At 36.7% G+C, this 16303-nt stretch carries 16 protein-coding genes; 1 reads left to right on the top strand and 15 read right to left on the bottom strand.

What is annotated here, in order from left to right; translation table 11 throughout:
* Window positions 1-547, top strand: a 547-nt coding sequence (locus tag E1140_RS17220) for an ABC transporter ATP-binding protein (RefSeq protein WP_155186872.1), incomplete at its 5' end; no start/stop codon positions are given.
* A gap of 1 nt (window position 548) precedes the next feature.
* Here E1140_RS17220 and E1140_RS17225 read toward each other — a convergent pair.
* The 15 genes from E1140_RS17225 to cyoE form a co-directional block, all read right to left on the bottom strand.
* Complete coding sequence (locus E1140_RS17225; protein ID WP_155186828.1) at window positions 549-1022, bottom strand: DUF6265 family protein; 474 nt, start codon at window positions 1020-1022, stop codon at window positions 549-551.
* Between the two features lie 10 nt (window positions 1023-1032).
* Window positions 1033-1572, bottom strand: a complete 540-nt coding sequence (locus E1140_RS17230; protein ID WP_155186831.1) for a YciI family protein — start codon at window positions 1570-1572, stop codon at window positions 1033-1035.
* Window positions 1569-2084: an RNA polymerase sigma factor gene (locus E1140_RS17235; RefSeq protein ID WP_155186833.1), complete on the bottom strand. Its 516-nt coding sequence runs from the start codon at window positions 2082-2084 to the stop codon at window positions 1569-1571. The genes E1140_RS17230 and E1140_RS17235 overlap by 4 nt, the downstream gene beginning before the upstream one ends.
* A 666-nt stretch (window positions 2085-2750) precedes the next feature.
* Window positions 2751-3386 (bottom strand): HEPN domain-containing protein, encoded by a 636-nt coding sequence (locus tag E1140_RS17240; RefSeq protein WP_155186836.1) that lies wholly within the window; start codon window positions 3384-3386, stop codon window positions 2751-2753.
* Window positions 3387-4502, bottom strand: coding sequence for a DUF262 domain-containing protein (locus E1140_RS17245; protein ID WP_155186839.1), 1116 nt, complete (start codon window positions 4500-4502; stop codon window positions 3387-3389). It abuts the gene before it with no gap.
* A 182-nt stretch (window positions 4503-4684) separates the two neighbouring features.
* Window positions 4685-8107 (bottom strand): hypothetical protein, encoded by a 3423-nt coding sequence (locus E1140_RS17250; protein WP_155186842.1) that lies wholly within the window; start codon window positions 8105-8107, stop codon window positions 4685-4687.
* Window positions 8104-11742: an ATP-binding protein gene (locus tag E1140_RS17255; protein ID WP_155186844.1), complete on the bottom strand. Its 3639-nt coding sequence runs from the start codon at window positions 11740-11742 to the stop codon at window positions 8104-8106. The genes E1140_RS17250 and E1140_RS17255 overlap by 4 nt, the downstream gene beginning before the upstream one ends.
* Before the next feature lie 51 nt (window positions 11743-11793).
* Window positions 11794-12177: a DUF983 domain-containing protein gene (locus E1140_RS17260; RefSeq protein WP_155186847.1), complete on the bottom strand. Its 384-nt coding sequence runs from the start codon at window positions 12175-12177 to the stop codon at window positions 11794-11796.
* Window positions 12152-12412: a hypothetical protein gene (locus tag E1140_RS17265; protein WP_155186850.1), complete on the bottom strand. Its 261-nt coding sequence runs from the start codon at window positions 12410-12412 to the stop codon at window positions 12152-12154. The genes E1140_RS17260 and E1140_RS17265 overlap by 26 nt, the downstream gene beginning before the upstream one ends.
* Window positions 12413-12448: 36 nt before the next feature.
* Window positions 12449-12964 carry a DUF420 domain-containing protein gene (locus tag E1140_RS17270; protein WP_155186853.1) on the bottom strand — a complete coding sequence of 172 codons (516 nt, stop codon included), beginning with the start codon at window positions 12962-12964 and terminating at the stop codon, window positions 12449-12451.
* The gene (locus E1140_RS17275; protein WP_155186856.1) at window positions 12945-13481 is read right to left on the bottom strand and encodes a hypothetical protein; all 537 of its coding nucleotides are present in this window, start codon (window positions 13479-13481) and stop codon (window positions 12945-12947) included. The genes E1140_RS17270 and E1140_RS17275 overlap by 20 nt, the downstream gene beginning before the upstream one ends.
* 72 nt (window positions 13482-13553) lie before the next feature.
* Window positions 13554-13886 (bottom strand): cytochrome C oxidase subunit IV family protein, encoded by a 333-nt coding sequence (locus E1140_RS17280; protein WP_155186859.1) that lies wholly within the window; start codon window positions 13884-13886, stop codon window positions 13554-13556.
* 19 nt (window positions 13887-13905) lie between these two features.
* Window positions 13906-14625, bottom strand: coding sequence for a cytochrome c oxidase subunit 3 (locus E1140_RS17285; RefSeq protein ID WP_155186862.1), 720 nt, complete (start codon window positions 14623-14625; stop codon window positions 13906-13908).
* Window positions 14626-14647: 22 nt separating this feature from the next.
* On the bottom strand, window positions 14648-15229 hold the full coding sequence (locus E1140_RS17290; RefSeq protein ID WP_155186865.1) for a cytochrome c oxidase subunit 3: 582 nt from the start codon (window positions 15227-15229) through the stop codon (window positions 14648-14650).
* A gap of 16 nt (window positions 15230-15245) precedes the next feature.
* The gene (cyoE, locus tag E1140_RS17295; protein ID WP_155186868.1) at window positions 15246-16133 is read right to left on the bottom strand and encodes a heme o synthase; all 888 of its coding nucleotides are present in this window, start codon (window positions 16131-16133) and stop codon (window positions 15246-15248) included.
* Between the last annotated feature and the right edge of the window lie 170 nt (window positions 16134-16303).

A 16303-nucleotide genomic window follows, 5' to 3' on the forward strand; every position in this document is an offset into this window, starting at 1 on the left:
TGCCTCCCGAAATGATAAAACAGAAGTTCGAAGAGAAATCGGCATGCTTTTTCAGGGTGGTGCTTTGTTTGATTCGAAGACCGTAGAGCAAAATGTGATGTTTCCATTAGATGTACTCACCAAGATGCCCTTGGCAGAAAAGCTTGATCGGGTAAACTTCTGCTTGGAACGTGTAGGCCTTCAAGGGCAGAACAAAAAAATGCCTTCAGAGATCAGTGGTGGTATGCAAAAGCGTGTTGGCATTGCCAGAGCAATTGTCAATGATAGCAAATACCTGTTTTGCGATGAACCTAATTCAGGGTTAGACCCTCAAACTTCTATTTTGATAGATGATCTTATATTAGAGATCACTGAAGAATATAATACCACAACTGTTGTGGTAACTCATGACATGAACTCAGTTATGGGTATTGGCGAAAAGATAATGTTCCTTTATCAGGGTCATAAACTTTGGGAAGGCAACAAAGATGACATCATGCACTCTGGAGTGAAGGAGTTTGATGACTTTGTTTTTGCAAACAAAGTCATGCAGAAGCTGAGAAAATAGGCTATTTCTTTCTTGAAAACTTAAAGACCTCAGTCGAAACAGTACCATTCTGTTTCAACTTTAGCTCCATTTTCATATTGTCGTTATCAATTCTGGTGATTTTTAAGGCATCAAAGACCAACGTATTATCATCATAATCCAGGAGTTCAAATTTTACCATTTCTTCTTTATCCTCCCATGCTACGAGATCAGATTTGAAGTGCTTCAACCGCATACCCTCCTTTGATAAGTTTATAAATTCGTAAAAAGAGACTTTCCCATTTTGCACATTTCTATACATGCCCATCATTACTCCATCAACAGCTGGAGCCCACATTTCTTCTGATACTCCTCCAAAACCGTCTCCCACCCAATGACCAACCAGCCATTGATAGTCATTAATATCAAACTGCTTTTCCTGAGCAGAAACAGGGTTGATTAAAAGGAACGAAATGGCTACAGCCATTATCTTCCCAAGTGAGTTTGTTGTTTTCATAATTTTGAGTTTATCTTATCATAAATTCCTTTACTTCAATGGTACCGCCATATTTTAGATGTGGGCTCGATTGGGCTATTTTGACTGCCTCATCTTGCGAACTGGCACTAAGGACAAAGTATCCACCAACTGTTCTTGTTGCATTGTTACTAACGTCAGCGCCATCCAACAATAGTGATGGTTGCTTCATTTCCTGACCGTCAATGGCCATTCCATTTTGATAGATACTCTGCATCCAATGTGAGTATTCATCAAACATCTCTTCAGGAGGCCCTGGGTTAAAATTAGTATCCTGATACAAGACCAGCATGTAGTTGTAATCAGGCTCTTCACTGCTATTTAAATACGGGAATACAGCATAGCCAAGTACGAAAAATGCTAATGCAGCTGCTACCCGATAAACCCAAATCATTTTGTTATGAGATTGAATCAGTCCTTCTGATTTCAATTTTGATATTGTTTCTTCTTCCATTTCTATAGGTGGCTTTATACCTTTAAGTTTTTCAAAAAGGTCTCTTTCCTCCTCAGATAGTTCGTTTTCATCAATCATGACCTTATTTTTAATTCAGATAACTTACTTCTTAATAATTTTCTTGCCTGAAACAATTGGCTCTTGCTAGTACCCTTTTTAATATCCAGCATCTCGGCTATTTCCTGATGTTTGTACCCTTCAATATCATGCAACACAAAAACCTGCTTATAACCATCACTCAATGTGTTTACAGACTTTATAATGTCCTGCATGTCAAGGTTAAATTCACCATAGGGTTCCTCTGAGACCATTTGCTTCTCGGCAGTTTTAGGATAATACCGCTTCAAAATATTGAGCAAAATACTTGTGAGCCACGTGTTTAAAGAAGACCTCCACTCGAACTTGTCCACTTTCCGAAGTGCTACTATCCACATTTCCTGAACAGCATCCTTTGCCCAGTGTTGATTATAGCTGAGCATATGCATGGCCAGGCGAAATAACTTGTCATTGTGCTTTTGATAGATAATGCGAAAGTCTTGCTCCCGCTTATGTTTCAAATAGCGCCTGACAGCCTGTTCATCTTGCACCATAATTATAGTTTATATGTATTAGTGGCTCACCAAATGAAAAAGGTTGTAAGCACAAATTAAATTAATGAAAAAAAGCTTTACGCTCTGTTTTGTTTTTTGATGTGAGGGATGAAGTCTAAATGTGCTCTTACAGCATGCTGTATTGAGCTATTCAAAGAATACTAAAATTCAGAATGATTAGAATAGTTGCAATGGAAGTCATTATTAACATAATAAAATTACCTACATAAACAGTTCCAATCGAGGATCTTAAATATCGCTGCTTATAGCTGAATTTTTTGTAAGGTATTATGGCGATTAAGAGCCCCAAGATAAAACTGAAAATAATCCATGAAACTAGATACATTTTTGTTGCAACAAAAAATCGTTCACTCATCAACCTTCCGTCCAAAGGGACTACTGCAAATAAGAAGATGTTAATGGGGATGAAAATGGCACTTCTTACTGCAAATTTTTTAAGCTGACTTTTTAATAATTCTGAATTGTCCATTTACGAAATGCCAAATGCGACTTAAAAGTGTCAATTAATAAGGCTAACCAATGCAATACAACGCCTATTTATGGTGAGCGCGCTTACACTTTCCAGTATCAATAAAGTATCGAATTGCACAGAAAGTTAAAAATAGCTCTGGAGCGGATTCACTATACATTTTGTTAGATTTTTTTTCAAATTTTATCCAACTCCAACTTCGCATCAGTAGTCAGGTCGTCAATGAAGTCGTTGATTTCAGAAAGATACTTTTGAACGTCCTGATGGGTTAAAGAAGGTGTAGCATCCTCATGAATTATGTTGTTTCGTACAAAATTTAGGGAATTGAAGTTTCGAAAGAAACCCAAAGTATCTTCCTTGACTAGAAAATCTCTAAAACCGAATTGCTTTAGAAGTTTTTCAATTTCTGATTGACCATGTTTCCCATATGAAAATTTTGGTTTTATCTTAAAAGTTTCAATTTCTGATAATTCAGCCACTCCGCATAATGATACAACCTTTTCTATTAGTTCATTTCGTTTTTCAGGTCTTGTTTTATGAGTGTTGAGTTCGTCAATAAGCGCGATAAGAATATGTTCGTAAAGATGAGTGTTGAGATTTTTATTAGTAGAGCATTTTAGGTGTTCATAGCAGTACTCCTCTAAAAAATTTTCCAGGAAACTTTCGAACTTTGTACACAGAAGAATAATAGCGGTTTTGTTGAAAGTTGAATAGCGTTTCATATTTCTTGTATTACGCTTAGCGTAATTGAGAAGTAGATTGATTTCTTCTACAGCTTCTTTGAAGTCTTCTACTGCGCTAAAGACTGCCATTTATCCACCAATGACATTTGTGAGCTCTTCATACCATCTTTTAAGTCTATACTCAATGACTTTCACATCAGAAGTTCCAATTGTGACGCTATCTCGAAACAAATCATCCACCACAATCAATTCTTTAAGTAGGTCTCTAATGGAATCTGAATGAGCCGCCAAAATATCAGCATCAATCCTAGCAAACGATACCATGAGTACATCCATTATAGACCTGTTAAGTGAAGTTTCAAATTCACCCTCAGCATTTATCCGTCTAAAAGCTTTTTCGCCCATTACAGAGAGCACTTTTGCGATAGTAGTATTAAAAAGTTCAGAGTAACCCTGAATTTGAACTTCATCGACATTTTGGTTTCGCTGCATAAACTCATTTAAAAAGATTTTCATGCGTCCCTTGTACCTATCGACTTTCCAAGTATCCATATCCCAATTCCCATGTAGCGCTAGAAACCTAAGTATCAGTTCGCAATCCATCATTCTTTTATGAGGCTCTGACAAGTTGAGAAGCGTTAACATATCCTCATTGTGAGCGAGGCTTTTAATACACTCATTTAATGACCCTCTATACAAACAATTTCTAAGTTCCTGTTCTGTTAGTTTTACCGAACCCTTATTTAATCTCATGAACACATCATACTTAATTTCTGGATGTGAGTCATGAGAAATCATAATCACCCTAATTAGTCCATTCTTAAGTATCCGAAGTGCTTTTGGGTTCAATGAACGAACATCGGATCTATTCAAATCGGATAGAATTTCTAGTCCGGTTATTTTAAAATCTCGATCAAAAAAGCGCTTTAATGAATTTAGACGTTGGAGACCATCAATCACTGTCCATGTATCATCTTCTTCTTGAGATACATATACTATAGGAATTGGAACATTCAATATAATTGACTCTATGAGAAGAGAAGCTCTCTTGTTGTCCCAGACATAGTTACGCTGGTACTCTGGGTTGAGTCGAATATCATCATCTTCCATCATTCTGATCAAATCAGCTACACTTTTATCATATGCCTGTGTACTAATTCGTCTAACTTCAGTTGGGATTTCATCTACTTCATCATTCCCGGTTGTTTGATCTTCAAATTCTAAATTTTCTTCTAGTTCGTCCATAAGTAAGAATGCTTCTAATTTGACATATTAAATCTAATAAGTCTATAACAAACATTAATGTTTGTTATACCATGATATTTCGGGATAACACGCACCGAGTGCTTGTTATATTTTATTAGCTTTAACTAAGCTAATGGATTTTTAAATAAACAACACCATCAGTTACTTGACTACTGTTTTGTCTAAAACAAGGCACTAACCTGCACTCTGCCAACATGAACAGGGTTATTGGCCTCTGACTTACGGCCATTATAGGATAGGTTCAATTGTAACCCATTGGTGATTTTTTGCTGCCAGTTTACCATCCAGGTAATGTTTGTTCCAGGTCTTAGCGCATCTAGCAGATCATAACCTATGGAACTGTTTTCTTCGCCTTCAAATGCAATGTTTATATATCTCAATTGAGCACTGAAATTACTTTTAATGGCCTTTGTAAGTCTGACCTCTCCCAATATCTCATCTGAAAGGGCTAATTCATTAGACTCACTGGTTAAGATATTGTTCTTTTCTGTATATCGGTATTGAAGTGTGAGCCTAAAAGAGCTTGATGGCTGCCATGAAACCTGAGGGCTCAATTGATAAATCTCGATTAGGTAGTTTCTATCTGTTAAAAAGTCTGAAGACACACTCTTATTCCCCTTTTTAGAAAACAAGTTGATGCTGTACTGTCTGGCAATGTTAAACCTGAGGTTGGAGGAGTACTCAGTATTTGCTCTTGATTCAAAACCATTACTCAAAAACTGCTTTTGTGAGTTATCAAAATAAGTAAATTCAAGCCCATAGACCGGATTAGCTCTATTAAAAAACATAGTACTTCTTAGCGCTGTTCTATCAGACAAGACTTCAGTTTGGTCAATATCCTCAGCAAAGGCCAGTAGTCTTTTGCTCAGATCATCATCTGTAATTTTCTTATCTGATGACCATGAAGTATTGTTAGAAAACTTACTCACCAACTTTTTAATACCAGTACTCTGCTTCCAGTTCCTTGGGGCTTCTACATTTATCCTGTAGATAAAAAGGTTTTGATAGGCTGTTACAAATTCATTGGAGGGTGTGAAAATCTTAGCATAGTTACGCTCATCAACATTAATGGCCTCAAAAAACTCTCCCAGCTCCTGCACACCATCATTATTGAGGTCTCGCCAGGTATGTGTGCCCTCCCCTGTCGGTACTTTTATAAAAACGAACTCCCTTTTCAATTCCTGGCTGTTGGCTATTGAATAAGTAAGTTCAGACCGGATGTGGTTTTGAAGCAAATTGGCCGTCCAATCTATTCGCCCGGATACAGTTTCTTCAACTTCATCTACCAACTTATTATCCAGGCTTCTATAAATAAAGACACCATTTATTGATTGAGACTCAAAAGCCTTATTGAAATTAAAGGTTGTGGTCTCTGAGTAAGAGAAGTCTTCAATCTCTCCATTCTGTGGTGACTTATCCTCTCTTATGCTATGTCTCAGTTCAAAGTCAACATCTGCGTCAGCACCATTTCTTACATAAATGCTGTGCTCATCAAAATACATAGATGAAAAGCTCACACTATCAGTTTCTTCCTCAGATATCATATTGTGATCTGCAGAATACCTGTAGCCCGGCACAAAATGTTTTTGATTGATAGAAAAATCTGCGCTATACCGCTTCCAGCTTGCTATCTGGCTTTCCATGTCATTTGACATGTCGAAATAAGAGGTTCGCCACTGCAAAATACCCAGTCTGTAATCTGCCTTAACCCTGTGCTGAAAACCGTTAACCTGAGTATCTCTTAGCCTATGAGTAAGATCATACTGAAAAATATTGTTGGCATCTTTTTCCACTGCTACTCCGGCATTCACAATTTTATCTTCAACTTTTCTTGTATCTGTATTGGGCTCAAAATTCCAATCCCTATCAAACTCTATATATCTAAACCTGTCAACAGCTGTAAAATTCTTATCATCAATCTCAAAATCAGTATAGGCTTTTAGTTTATAATCAGTCAAAAAGTTAACTGGTCTACTTTCACTTCTAACACCACTTTTAATGGCAAAACCTTTATTATCGCTATTGTCTTTATCAGAATACAGATTAACATCCTGATCAGAGAAGGCTATTTCAGAATATAGCTCTTCGTACTCTGACAAAGCATATGAAGCCTGAACCGTCACCATCTGTTTTTTATTTGGCGTGGCTAATGTTGCAACAGGACTAAACCTGCCTTGTCTTATCCCATTAACTGGAGAAACCCACTGATAAACTCGTCCATTGGTATTTCCTTGAAAAAGCTGATAATCACCATTACCAAATCCTACATCAGAAAAGCTCAGCTTATAAACAGCACTATCAGGATTGGTGGAGTATTGATACACCTCCTGCAGGTTTCCATCATTATGAGTAACTAAAACCTTCTTGTAAAGTATTAAATCCTGAGAGTAGCCAACACTATCTATCGTTGAAGTCTGGGCTAGCTCAAGGCTGTCACCTATGGTGCTCAAATACAATTTATTATCATCAGATAAGTCGAAAAGAAGCGGCCTGTTTTCATTATCCCTTTCACTGTAGGCATTTACACCAATTTTAAAATTACCAATGGTTTGCTCGTGCTGCGCCATTGAGACAGAACGACTGTAATTCTGATCTGAATACTCGTAATCAACCCTTATTCTGGTGAATTGGGTGATAAGCACTTTATTGGTAAAAGTGATTTCTCCGCTATTATAATCTATGACATAATCATTATCAAAACCTCTGGTAAGCTGCTGGCCATCAATAAATACCCGTTCAGAATTGGCAAGTATTAAAAGAAACCTTTGAGCATCCGGACCAGGAATTCGGTAAGGTCCTGATAGTCCCTCTACTGCATCTACAATAACCGATGCGAATTTTCCCTTAGCCACTGAAAAACCGGCACTGGTATTAGCAGTACTGCTTCCAACATTATAATTCAAATCTACCTTACCGCCCTGCACATTTTTGTAATATCTCAAAAAGTTTGATTCTCCATTTTTGAAGACCACATCGCCTCCTGTAACAGAAAAATTATCATTGTAAACCTGAATGAATACATTATCAAAGTCCTGAAGTTGTTGGGTATTGCCTTCCGGCTGGTATGGAACATTCTGGTCCGTAATTGCTGCTCTGATAAAAACATCATCAGTCAATTTACCATCCATATTTAGGTTAAGTGCAGAGTTAACGAACACATCCTGATTGTTACCGAAAGAGATCCCTCTGCTAATGCTTCCAGACTTATATAAGCCTTCAGTAGTGAACAGTTCCTCACGCTGCAAGGCATTATTCTCCTTTACAGGATCTTTGAAAAAGGCATTGCTATCATAAACACTAAGACTTCGGTTCTGATATTTATGATGAAAACTAATAGGAAAAACCTGATAGCAGACCAACAGAGAATCCTGACCTAAAGGTTTATTAAAAGTAACCGTCCCTTCATCAATATTCTGAGACTTAATATTGTACTGAGATAAGCTTTCAGGAACTATGCTCAGGCTATCAAGAGCAATAGGCTCATAAAATTGTTTTATCCACTTACAACGCTCAATTGAAGACTGAGCCTGCACAAGTTGTGTAAGTGCCAATAACCCCGCTATAGCTATCAGTCGCAATATCATTCATGGATTGTTGGTAGTTCAATAAAAAATGTGGTTCCTTGATCCTCCAGGCTTTCAAACCAAATTTTGCCACCTGCATGTTCTACACCATGCTTAGATATGGCCAGTCCAATGCCTGATCCTGTTTCCTTTGTAGTAAAATTAGGAATGAATATTTTTCCCTGAATTTCTTCAGGAATTCCAGGTCCATTGTCCTTCACTTGTAGTAAAAGCTTGTCACTCGTAGCTGTTAACACTATATCAATAGCCACATCATCAGTTTTAGCCTGAATAGCATTTAGAATTAAATTCGACAGTATTCTACCCATAAGTTGCTCATCACCAATGGTGTATACCTTTTGATCAGGTAATTGTAAGCTTATATTTACCTTTTCTGTATTCGAATGAAGATTAACAACATTCTTCAGAACTTCAGAAAACTCATAACGCTCACTTTCAGGAATAGGCATTTTAGCAAAAGAGCTGAAGGAAGATGCAATATCGTCCAGAGTTTCAATCTGCTTTAAAAGCATATTGATAGGCCTGGCTTTCTCCTGATCATTATCTGAATCTAACAGCTTCCTGCTTAAATGCTGAAGGGTGAGTTTCATTGGCGTCAAAGGATTCTTAATTTCATGCGCTACTTGCTGTGCTATCTCTCTCCATGCACTCTGTTTTTCACTTTTAGCCAACGCTATCTTACTGTCTTCCAGGTTAACAAGCATGCGATTGTACTCGCCAACCATTAAACCAATTTCATCATCAGCATTCCATGTCAATGGTTCATTAAACTCTGTAAGGGTAGTTTTCTTAAGCTTTTGAGTTATAAAGGCAAGTGGGAAGGTTAGCCATTTGGCAGTGAAATAGGAAATGATTAGAAATACTATAAACACCACAGTAAAGATGTTAAGTATGTTGGTGACTACGCTGATCTGACTTTGCTCCAACGCATACTCTGACTGAAAGAAAGGAATACTGACCATGCCTATCAACTCTCCGGTATCAAAAGACTTAACCCCAAAATAGGTTGCATTATAATTTAGCGAGCCAACATTTTCGTCTGTTGTAAAAGACCTTTCCTTTGACTTTACAATATGGGCAAATGCCTGTGGATTTGCATACTTCGAAATTAAGCCGGTCTCATAAATAACAGGCTGACTACTTTTGATGAGATGACCTTGGATATTAAAAATATTAATGTCTGTTCCTGAGTATTTGGATATCTCACCAACACGTTCATTTAGCTCATCATCATCAGCAATTCCGGAAATATACTCTTCAAGTATTCCATTCAAATTATTGCCAACACTCTCGGCCTTTTTATAATATTCATTGATCACCTCCTTCTCAAAAGAAGCATTGATAAGACTTAGTGTAGTTATACTTACTGCAAACAAAGGAAGGAAGAACGCAACATTTAGATAGAGTTGAATACGTGTCGAATAATTAAGACCAATCTTTTTATAGGCATAATACAAGGTGTAGATAGCCGTTAAGATCAGCACAAAGAACACTTGTAATAGGAAGAGGAATGAGAAGTTGCCAATGACATCAGTAATTGGGTGATCATCAGAACTTATCACAATATTTCTACCCGCTGAATCTTTGATGATCACATGTCTGTAGCCTTCAAATGAAACATCTACGGCCTCATCACTAAACACTTCATCGCCAAACTCAGCCTGATAGTTAAAATCGCCCGAGCTAAAAGTAATCTCACCAGCTTCAAATACAGCATAACTATAATTTGAATGTTGGTAAGGAATAAGGAATCTATTGTCTACCAACAGCTCCGGGTAAACATTGTCAGGAATAATCCTCTTGAGTCGCATATCCATGAGCACGTGCCCGACCTTAATGCCTCGCTTCTTAATCTCTATATAATCAAGGTAACGTTTGGCTGCACTTCCATCGAGCTTGTTAATGAAATATACACCATCATATCCTGTCCTATAGTTCTCTAATTTCAACTTCTTTATTTGAACCGGCTGCTCTGTGCCCTCAACAAATGTACTACCGTTCGCATTGTAGAGGTAAATTTTGACATCATATTTATCAAAGTAGCTATTCAGGTAAATCTGACGGATTTTCGATTCGATGATATCTTTTGATAAAAATGGTGATGCCATCCGTCTTTGGATGAATCCATCATTCTTAATCTTATCATTAGCCTCAGCCAATAAAAACTCGGCCATATGATCATTCTCTAGTAAGAACTGGTTCGCAAATTTCTTTTTCCTATCTACTTCCCGCTCATTTTCAAAATTGAATATGGCCATAGCACCAAGTAAACCTGTTGCAAAAACCACGCTGAAGAAATACAAAAAAGTTGTGTAGCGCAGCTTATTTAATGATGCAGTAAGGTTGGTGATAAGAAGAACCACAAACAGGATAACCGCAACCACCAGGGTTGGAACAAATGCCTGACCTAAGAAGAGATTTATACCGGTAAATAAAACTGCACCAGCTATGAAACAGATTACAAATAATATTTTATCGCCAATAAGTCGGTGAGATACCCGGAAGAATAAATGGCCTAGCAAAAATATGGATGAAGCAAACAGCAGAAATATTATAAATGCTAATATTCGAGGTGCATCAAAAAGAATGGTTTCGTTAATATCAAATGATATTTGAGAGTTATGATATATGGTTTGAAATATCAGGTAAAGCGAATGATAAAGGAAAATAAACAGCCCCAATAAGACTATGGAAAGGCTGATCTTCTCACTTTTTGACCAGTGAATTATAATTCTATAAGATTTAGAAAACCTGAATCTACTCAACAAGAAAAAACACAGCACATTGAATAGCGTAATGTTTAAAAACAAATCTGCAAAGGAGGCATTGAGTGAAGAGGACGCAAATACTTTCGAGTCAAACACATCACTATCGATAAGTGAGTTAGGTAATTCAAAATATATCATCCCATATCTTAAAACCACCAAAGAGATCATAAGGTAAGCAAAGCCTTTGAAAAATACTGAGCGGCCCACTGTCAAACTGGTCGATAATGTTCCTAAGATAAAGAGTAAGATCGCTATGAAATAAAGGCTAAAGATTATTGTATTAGCCAAGTGTTTATCAGACTGATAATCATCAAAAAACTCTATGCCGAATAAACATATATCTTGAATGCAAACCTTACTCTCTGAGTCTTCTGCCCTGAGTAATGTGAGATTTTGATCGTAAAAAATATCCTTATTAAAGCCAGTGGAGATATATTGATTATCTATTTTATAATCATTGAATATGGGGATAATCCCGATAATTTCTCTTCGATTGACTGTTTCCTTTATAGCTATATAATCATTTCGAACAGTGCGAATAAATTTGATATCAAATGAGCCAAGAAGGTTTTTGTACTCAGGAACAAACATATTGTCTGTCCAATATTTCAGAAGGCCATTTTCGTAAATGAATATTGGAGAACTTGATTTCTCCAACCTCCAGAGGTCTTCTGAAAACCCTTCGCTTTTAACAATGTCAGTAATCTCTTGCTGGATTTTCTGTACTTTGGCCTCAATTGAATGCTGAATTTCAGAAGTCCATTCAGCCTCATTTTGCTGCTTGTTGCCTGACAAGAGCTGCCAGGAAATAGCACCAATAAGACAAAAGAAAGACGCTGCAAATAATATCTTAGATATTCCCTTCAATCCATTAAAATTATAGACATTAAATATAAACAGAAAACGCTTTTTTATATCTTAAGCCTTGGATTTATTCATTTGATCAGACTTGTAACTAACCCCACCGAATAAATGTAAATAGATTATTCTGGAATAACGAAATAAGAAAGGCAGTAGAAGTATGGTTACTCCAACACCTATAATAAGAAAATTATAAATGCTATATAAATCAAAAACAGTTAATCCAATACCAGTAGCTACAATAATTGCCACCGAGAAGGCATAGTTTACATACATAGCGCCTATAAAGAACCCAGGTTCTCGCTCATACTTTAGTCCACAATTCGGACAGTGGGTATGCATTTTATGAAAGTTTGATAAACTAAGAGCATTATGTTCAAACATGTCGCCCTTTCTGCACTGTGGGCATTTTCCGCTAATGACCGCTTTTAACTTGCTCATATTTTGCCGCGTTTTGTCGACTGTTTCTATACCATAGAAAACCAATGGTAGCTATTGCTAAATAAGGAACCACTAAAAGATAAAGGATTCCAAAATTAAGACCCGCTCCTATTCCTACATCACCATTACTCAAATTATTTTCAACAGTTGCCCGGCACATAGCACACTGTGCAAAAGAGCTTGCAACTGTACCAGCAGAAAAGAGCAAGGTTAGAAATAGTTTTTTCTTTAGCATAGTCTCTTAACAGAATATGATCTTACTTGGTTCTTATTATTGCCCATAATATGGACTAATCATTACATAAACTACTACCCCGGTAACAGCCACATAAAGCCAGATTGGGAATGTGATTTTTGCGAGTTTCTTATGCTTATCAAACTGCTCTGACAAGGCTCTGACATAAGTAAAAAGTACCAACGGTATTACCGCAACTGATAGCAATATATGGCTGATGAGAATGAAGTAATATAAGCCTTTTAATTCCCCACCGTAAGATGTGCTTTCGCTGGTCATGTGATAAACCACATACATTACTAAAAAGCAAGCTGATAGAATAAGACACATTATCATCAGTTTTTCATGAACAGCACGATTTCCATTTTTTATAGCTATTAGAGCACCTATTAGGCAGATTGCCGTTGCTCCATTTATAGAAGCATAAATTGGAGGTAGAAAAGAAAAGTCATACCCTTCAATTTTAATCCCAAAAAGTGCTGCAACTGCTAAAGGGATAACCACCGATAGCGCAATTATTAGCTTATTGTATTTATTCTCCGTCAACTCCATTCTCTAATAAAATTTTCACTTCAACGATCAATCTATCTATCTCGTCAAGATCGCGTCCGTAGTATCCACGTATACGGTTTTTTTCGTCCAGCAAAACTAATTGATTTAGATCTTCCAAAATAAAATTACAGCCAATGTATTTTTCATAATTTTCAGCTGTAACTGTCAATGTCTTGAAATATGGACTTTGCTTATCATCCTTAGCTAGTAACCTGATATTAAGGTCATCTTTGAAAAGTTCAGACAATCGAATCGATATATTTTTAAACTCCAATTCATCACTACCATTATCAAAGGCAGCTATTTTTAATCCAGCCTTTGTATCCAATACAAACTCTGAAACACTGTAAGGCACTGAGTTAATGCTACACTCCATTTTGTACTTTTCAGGAACCCCTGCTTCATACAAGACCTCAATGTCAAACTTGTTGTTGCCAAAAAATTTTAAAAAGGTAAAAATGGCTACAGGAACCAGCAGTGTAACTATTAAAAAAACTGCCTTAATAAATTTGCTCATAGAAACGGCCTAAAATAAGTAAGGCTAAGATATAATATCTTAGCCTTACAATTTTCAATATTAGTAATGTTATTAATATCTGGCATCAAATATTGCTCCTCCTTCGTACATAAATGCCGTCAGCATCCATACAACGAATATCATAGGAATAAGAATTGACCAGAATAAAACTTTAACCTCATATTTAAGGTGCATAAATTCCCCAACAATATAAGCCGCTTTAACAATTGTCATAGCAATGAAAATACTAACTCGAGTCATTTCCATTTCATGGGGTACAGTAAAAGCTATAAGGAATTCTAATGCTGTGATTAGACCTAAAATTCCAGCAGTCATCCAAATCTTTTTGATTTTTGCTTTATCAGCAGGAACTACCTGTACGTGTGATGTTTCTTCAGTATGCATAAGTTTTTAGGTTAATCGATTAAACAAGATAAAAGAAGGTAAATACAAATACCCATACAAGGTCAACAAAGTGCCAGTATAGGCCTACTTTCTCTACCATTTCATAATGGCCTCTTCTTTCGTAAACACCTGTTACAGTATTATAATAAATAAGGAAGTTTAAAACCACTCCACTAAGTACGTGAGTTCCATGAAACCCGGTAATGAAAAAGAATAATGCTGCAAAGTCAGATGGGCCATATTCATTCCAGGAAAGGTTAGCACCACCGCCACCAGTACCATGAATAAAATGTGACCATTCCCATGCCTGACATCCCAAGAAAGTAAGACCCCCTATGATTGTCCAAAGCATCCACTTTTCAACAGCCTTTTTATCCATTCTATGTCCTGCCTCAACAGCTAACACCATTGTCACACTACTCATAATCAAAATGAAAGTCATGATACCCACGAATACTAGAGGTAAAGACATTCCATGTAAAAATGGAACTGCTTCAAACACCTTCTCAGGTATTGGCCAGTATTCTTGAGAAAAAGTAAATGCATCCACTGTTCCTGAATAAGCCTGATGAGAAAATCTTATCATGCCATAGGTAACAAGTAGTGCTGAGAATGTAAAAGCATCAGAAAGAAGGAAAAACCACATCATGAGTTTTCCATAACTTGCTTTTAGTGGCGATTGACCACCATCCCAGATGCTCTTGCCTGTGTTTTCAATTGAATGTGCGGTAGCTGACATAGATGATTAGTTATACCTAAAATTAATGGTTCAATAATAAAAATACGAATAAATATATCCAAAGGCCACCAAGAAAATGCCAGTATGTTGTACACATCTGTATTTGGGCTAAATTCTTGGAATGTACCCTATATTTAAAAGTTGAAATTAATACAATTATTAGAAAAATGATACCACTTACTAAATGTAATCCGTGTAACCCTGACAATATATAGAGAAATGACCCTGATGGGTTTCCTACCAGGAATATATTTTGGTCTACAAGGGCACCCCAAACAAAGAATTGGCCTACCAAAAAGGCTACTCCTAATATTGAAGTGATGGTAACTAAAAGTTTGACTTTCTCAAGAGCATCTTTCTTTGCGGCAAAATAAGCCATCTGCATGCTTATACTACTGATAGCAATAATTGCCGATGTAACCCACATTTCCATTGGCAGCTCGAAAACCACCCAATTCCCTTCCGCCTGCCTTACTATATATGCACTGGTTAGTGAGGCAAAGATCATTACCACAGTAATCATAAACAGCCACAAACCGAACTTCTTCGGGTGCATTGATAGCGGCCTTTTTGCTTCTTCTACTATTTTAAAATCTGATGTCATATCCCTTTCTCCTTCCTTACACTTTATCTAATAAATAAGCAATCTGAACAATAGGCAGATATAGAAAAGATCCAAACATTATTCTTAAAGCAGATTTTCTGGTTCCTGTTCTCATCAGTGCAAATGTCTGACTAAGAAACAGAACTCCACAAACCGTAACTACTATTGCTGAATCTAACCCTGTGATACCAAATTTTGCTGGCAACAACCCAACAGGAATCAAAAACAAGGTATAGATCATTATCTGAATTGCAGTATTAAGATCTTTTTTTCCGCCTGATGGCAATAACTTAAATCCTGCCTTTTTATAATCTTCATCAGCCACCCATGCAATAGCCCAAAAATGAGGGAACTGCCAGATAAACTGTATTCCAAATATTATTAATGCTTCAATTGATATATGCCCTGTAGCGGCTGTCCATCCCAATAATGGAGGTAAAGCTCCAGGAATAGCGCCTACAAAAACTGCAATAGGTCCTACTCTCTTCAATGGAGTATAAACAAAACTGTAAAGCACCATTGATAAGATAGAAAGCAGTGTTGTTAATATATTGGTATAGCTATACAAGATAGTGATACCTATGGCTCCTACAATAAATGCAAAAATTGCAGCTTCATTCGGGGAAATTCTATTTGTAGGTAATGGACGATTTTGAGTCCTCGTCATAAGAATATCTAAATCCTTTTCTATAATCTGATTGATCGTTACAGAAGCACCTGAAACTAAGAAACCACCTGTACAAATAACAACAAAATGCACCCAGTCAATAGTACCATTAGCACCTAGAATATAGCCAAAACCACATGAAAAAGACACCAGAAAAGACAATCTGAACTTCAACAATTCAAAGTATGCCTTGAACTTATCAACTATGGTGAAGCTATGTGAATTATCTACCATCATGCGGCTAAAAACCTTTTAGAATTGAGTTGCAAAAATAGGAAAATTTGAAGTCCGAAGCCTAGCGTGCCCAGTAATAAATGAACCGGTTGCAAGAAGGCTGGCATACCAAAATATGCCATGCTTGTTCCTGTTATAATGGTTAACACTATAACAGCAACTAATGATTTAAA

This window comes from Fulvivirga lutimaris, from assembly GCF_009711525.1.
GTDB lineage: Bacteria > Bacteroidota > Bacteroidia > Cytophagales > Cyclobacteriaceae > Fulvivirga > Fulvivirga lutimaris.

Excerpts from the sequence above, each read along its gene's own strand:
- E1140_RS17225 (WP_155186828.1), bottom strand. The coding sequence starts at position 1,022 with ATGAAAACAACAAACTCACTTGGGAAGATAATGGCTGTAGCCATTTCG.
- E1140_RS17230 (WP_155186831.1), bottom strand. The coding sequence starts at position 1,572 with ATGATTGATGAAAACGAACTATCTGAGGAGGAAAGAGACCTTTTTGAA.
- E1140_RS17235 (WP_155186833.1), bottom strand. The coding sequence starts at position 2,084 with ATGGTGCAAGATGAACAGGCTGTCAGGCGCTATTTGAAACATAAGCGG.
- E1140_RS17240 (WP_155186836.1), bottom strand. The coding sequence starts at position 3,386 with ATGGCAGTCTTTAGCGCAGTAGAAGACTTCAAAGAAGCTGTAGAAGAA.
- E1140_RS17245 (WP_155186839.1), bottom strand. The coding sequence starts at position 4,502 with ATGGACGAACTAGAAGAAAATTTAGAATTTGAAGATCAAACAACCGGG.
- E1140_RS17250 (WP_155186842.1), bottom strand. The coding sequence starts at position 8,107 with ATGATATTGCGACTGATAGCTATAGCGGGGTTATTGGCACTTACACAA.
- E1140_RS17260 (WP_155186847.1), bottom strand. The coding sequence starts at position 12,177 with ATGAGCAAGTTAAAAGCGGTCATTAGCGGAAAATGCCCACAGTGCAGA.
- E1140_RS17265 (WP_155186850.1), bottom strand. The coding sequence starts at position 12,412 with ATGCTAAAGAAAAAACTATTTCTAACCTTGCTCTTTTCTGCTGGTACA.
- E1140_RS17270 (WP_155186853.1), bottom strand. The coding sequence starts at position 12,964 with ATGGAGTTGACGGAGAATAAATACAATAAGCTAATAATTGCGCTATCG.
- E1140_RS17275 (WP_155186856.1), bottom strand. The coding sequence starts at position 13,481 with ATGAGCAAATTTATTAAGGCAGTTTTTTTAATAGTTACACTGCTGGTT.
- E1140_RS17280 (WP_155186859.1), bottom strand. The coding sequence starts at position 13,886 with ATGCATACTGAAGAAACATCACACGTACAGGTAGTTCCTGCTGATAAA.
- E1140_RS17285 (WP_155186862.1), bottom strand. The coding sequence starts at position 14,625 with ATGTCAGCTACCGCACATTCAATTGAAAACACAGGCAAGAGCATCTGG.
- E1140_RS17290 (WP_155186865.1), bottom strand. The coding sequence starts at position 15,229 with ATGACATCAGATTTTAAAATAGTAGAAGAAGCAAAAAGGCCGCTATCA.
- cyoE (WP_155186868.1), bottom strand. The coding sequence starts at position 16,133 with ATGATGGTAGATAATTCACATAGCTTCACCATAGTTGATAAGTTCAAG.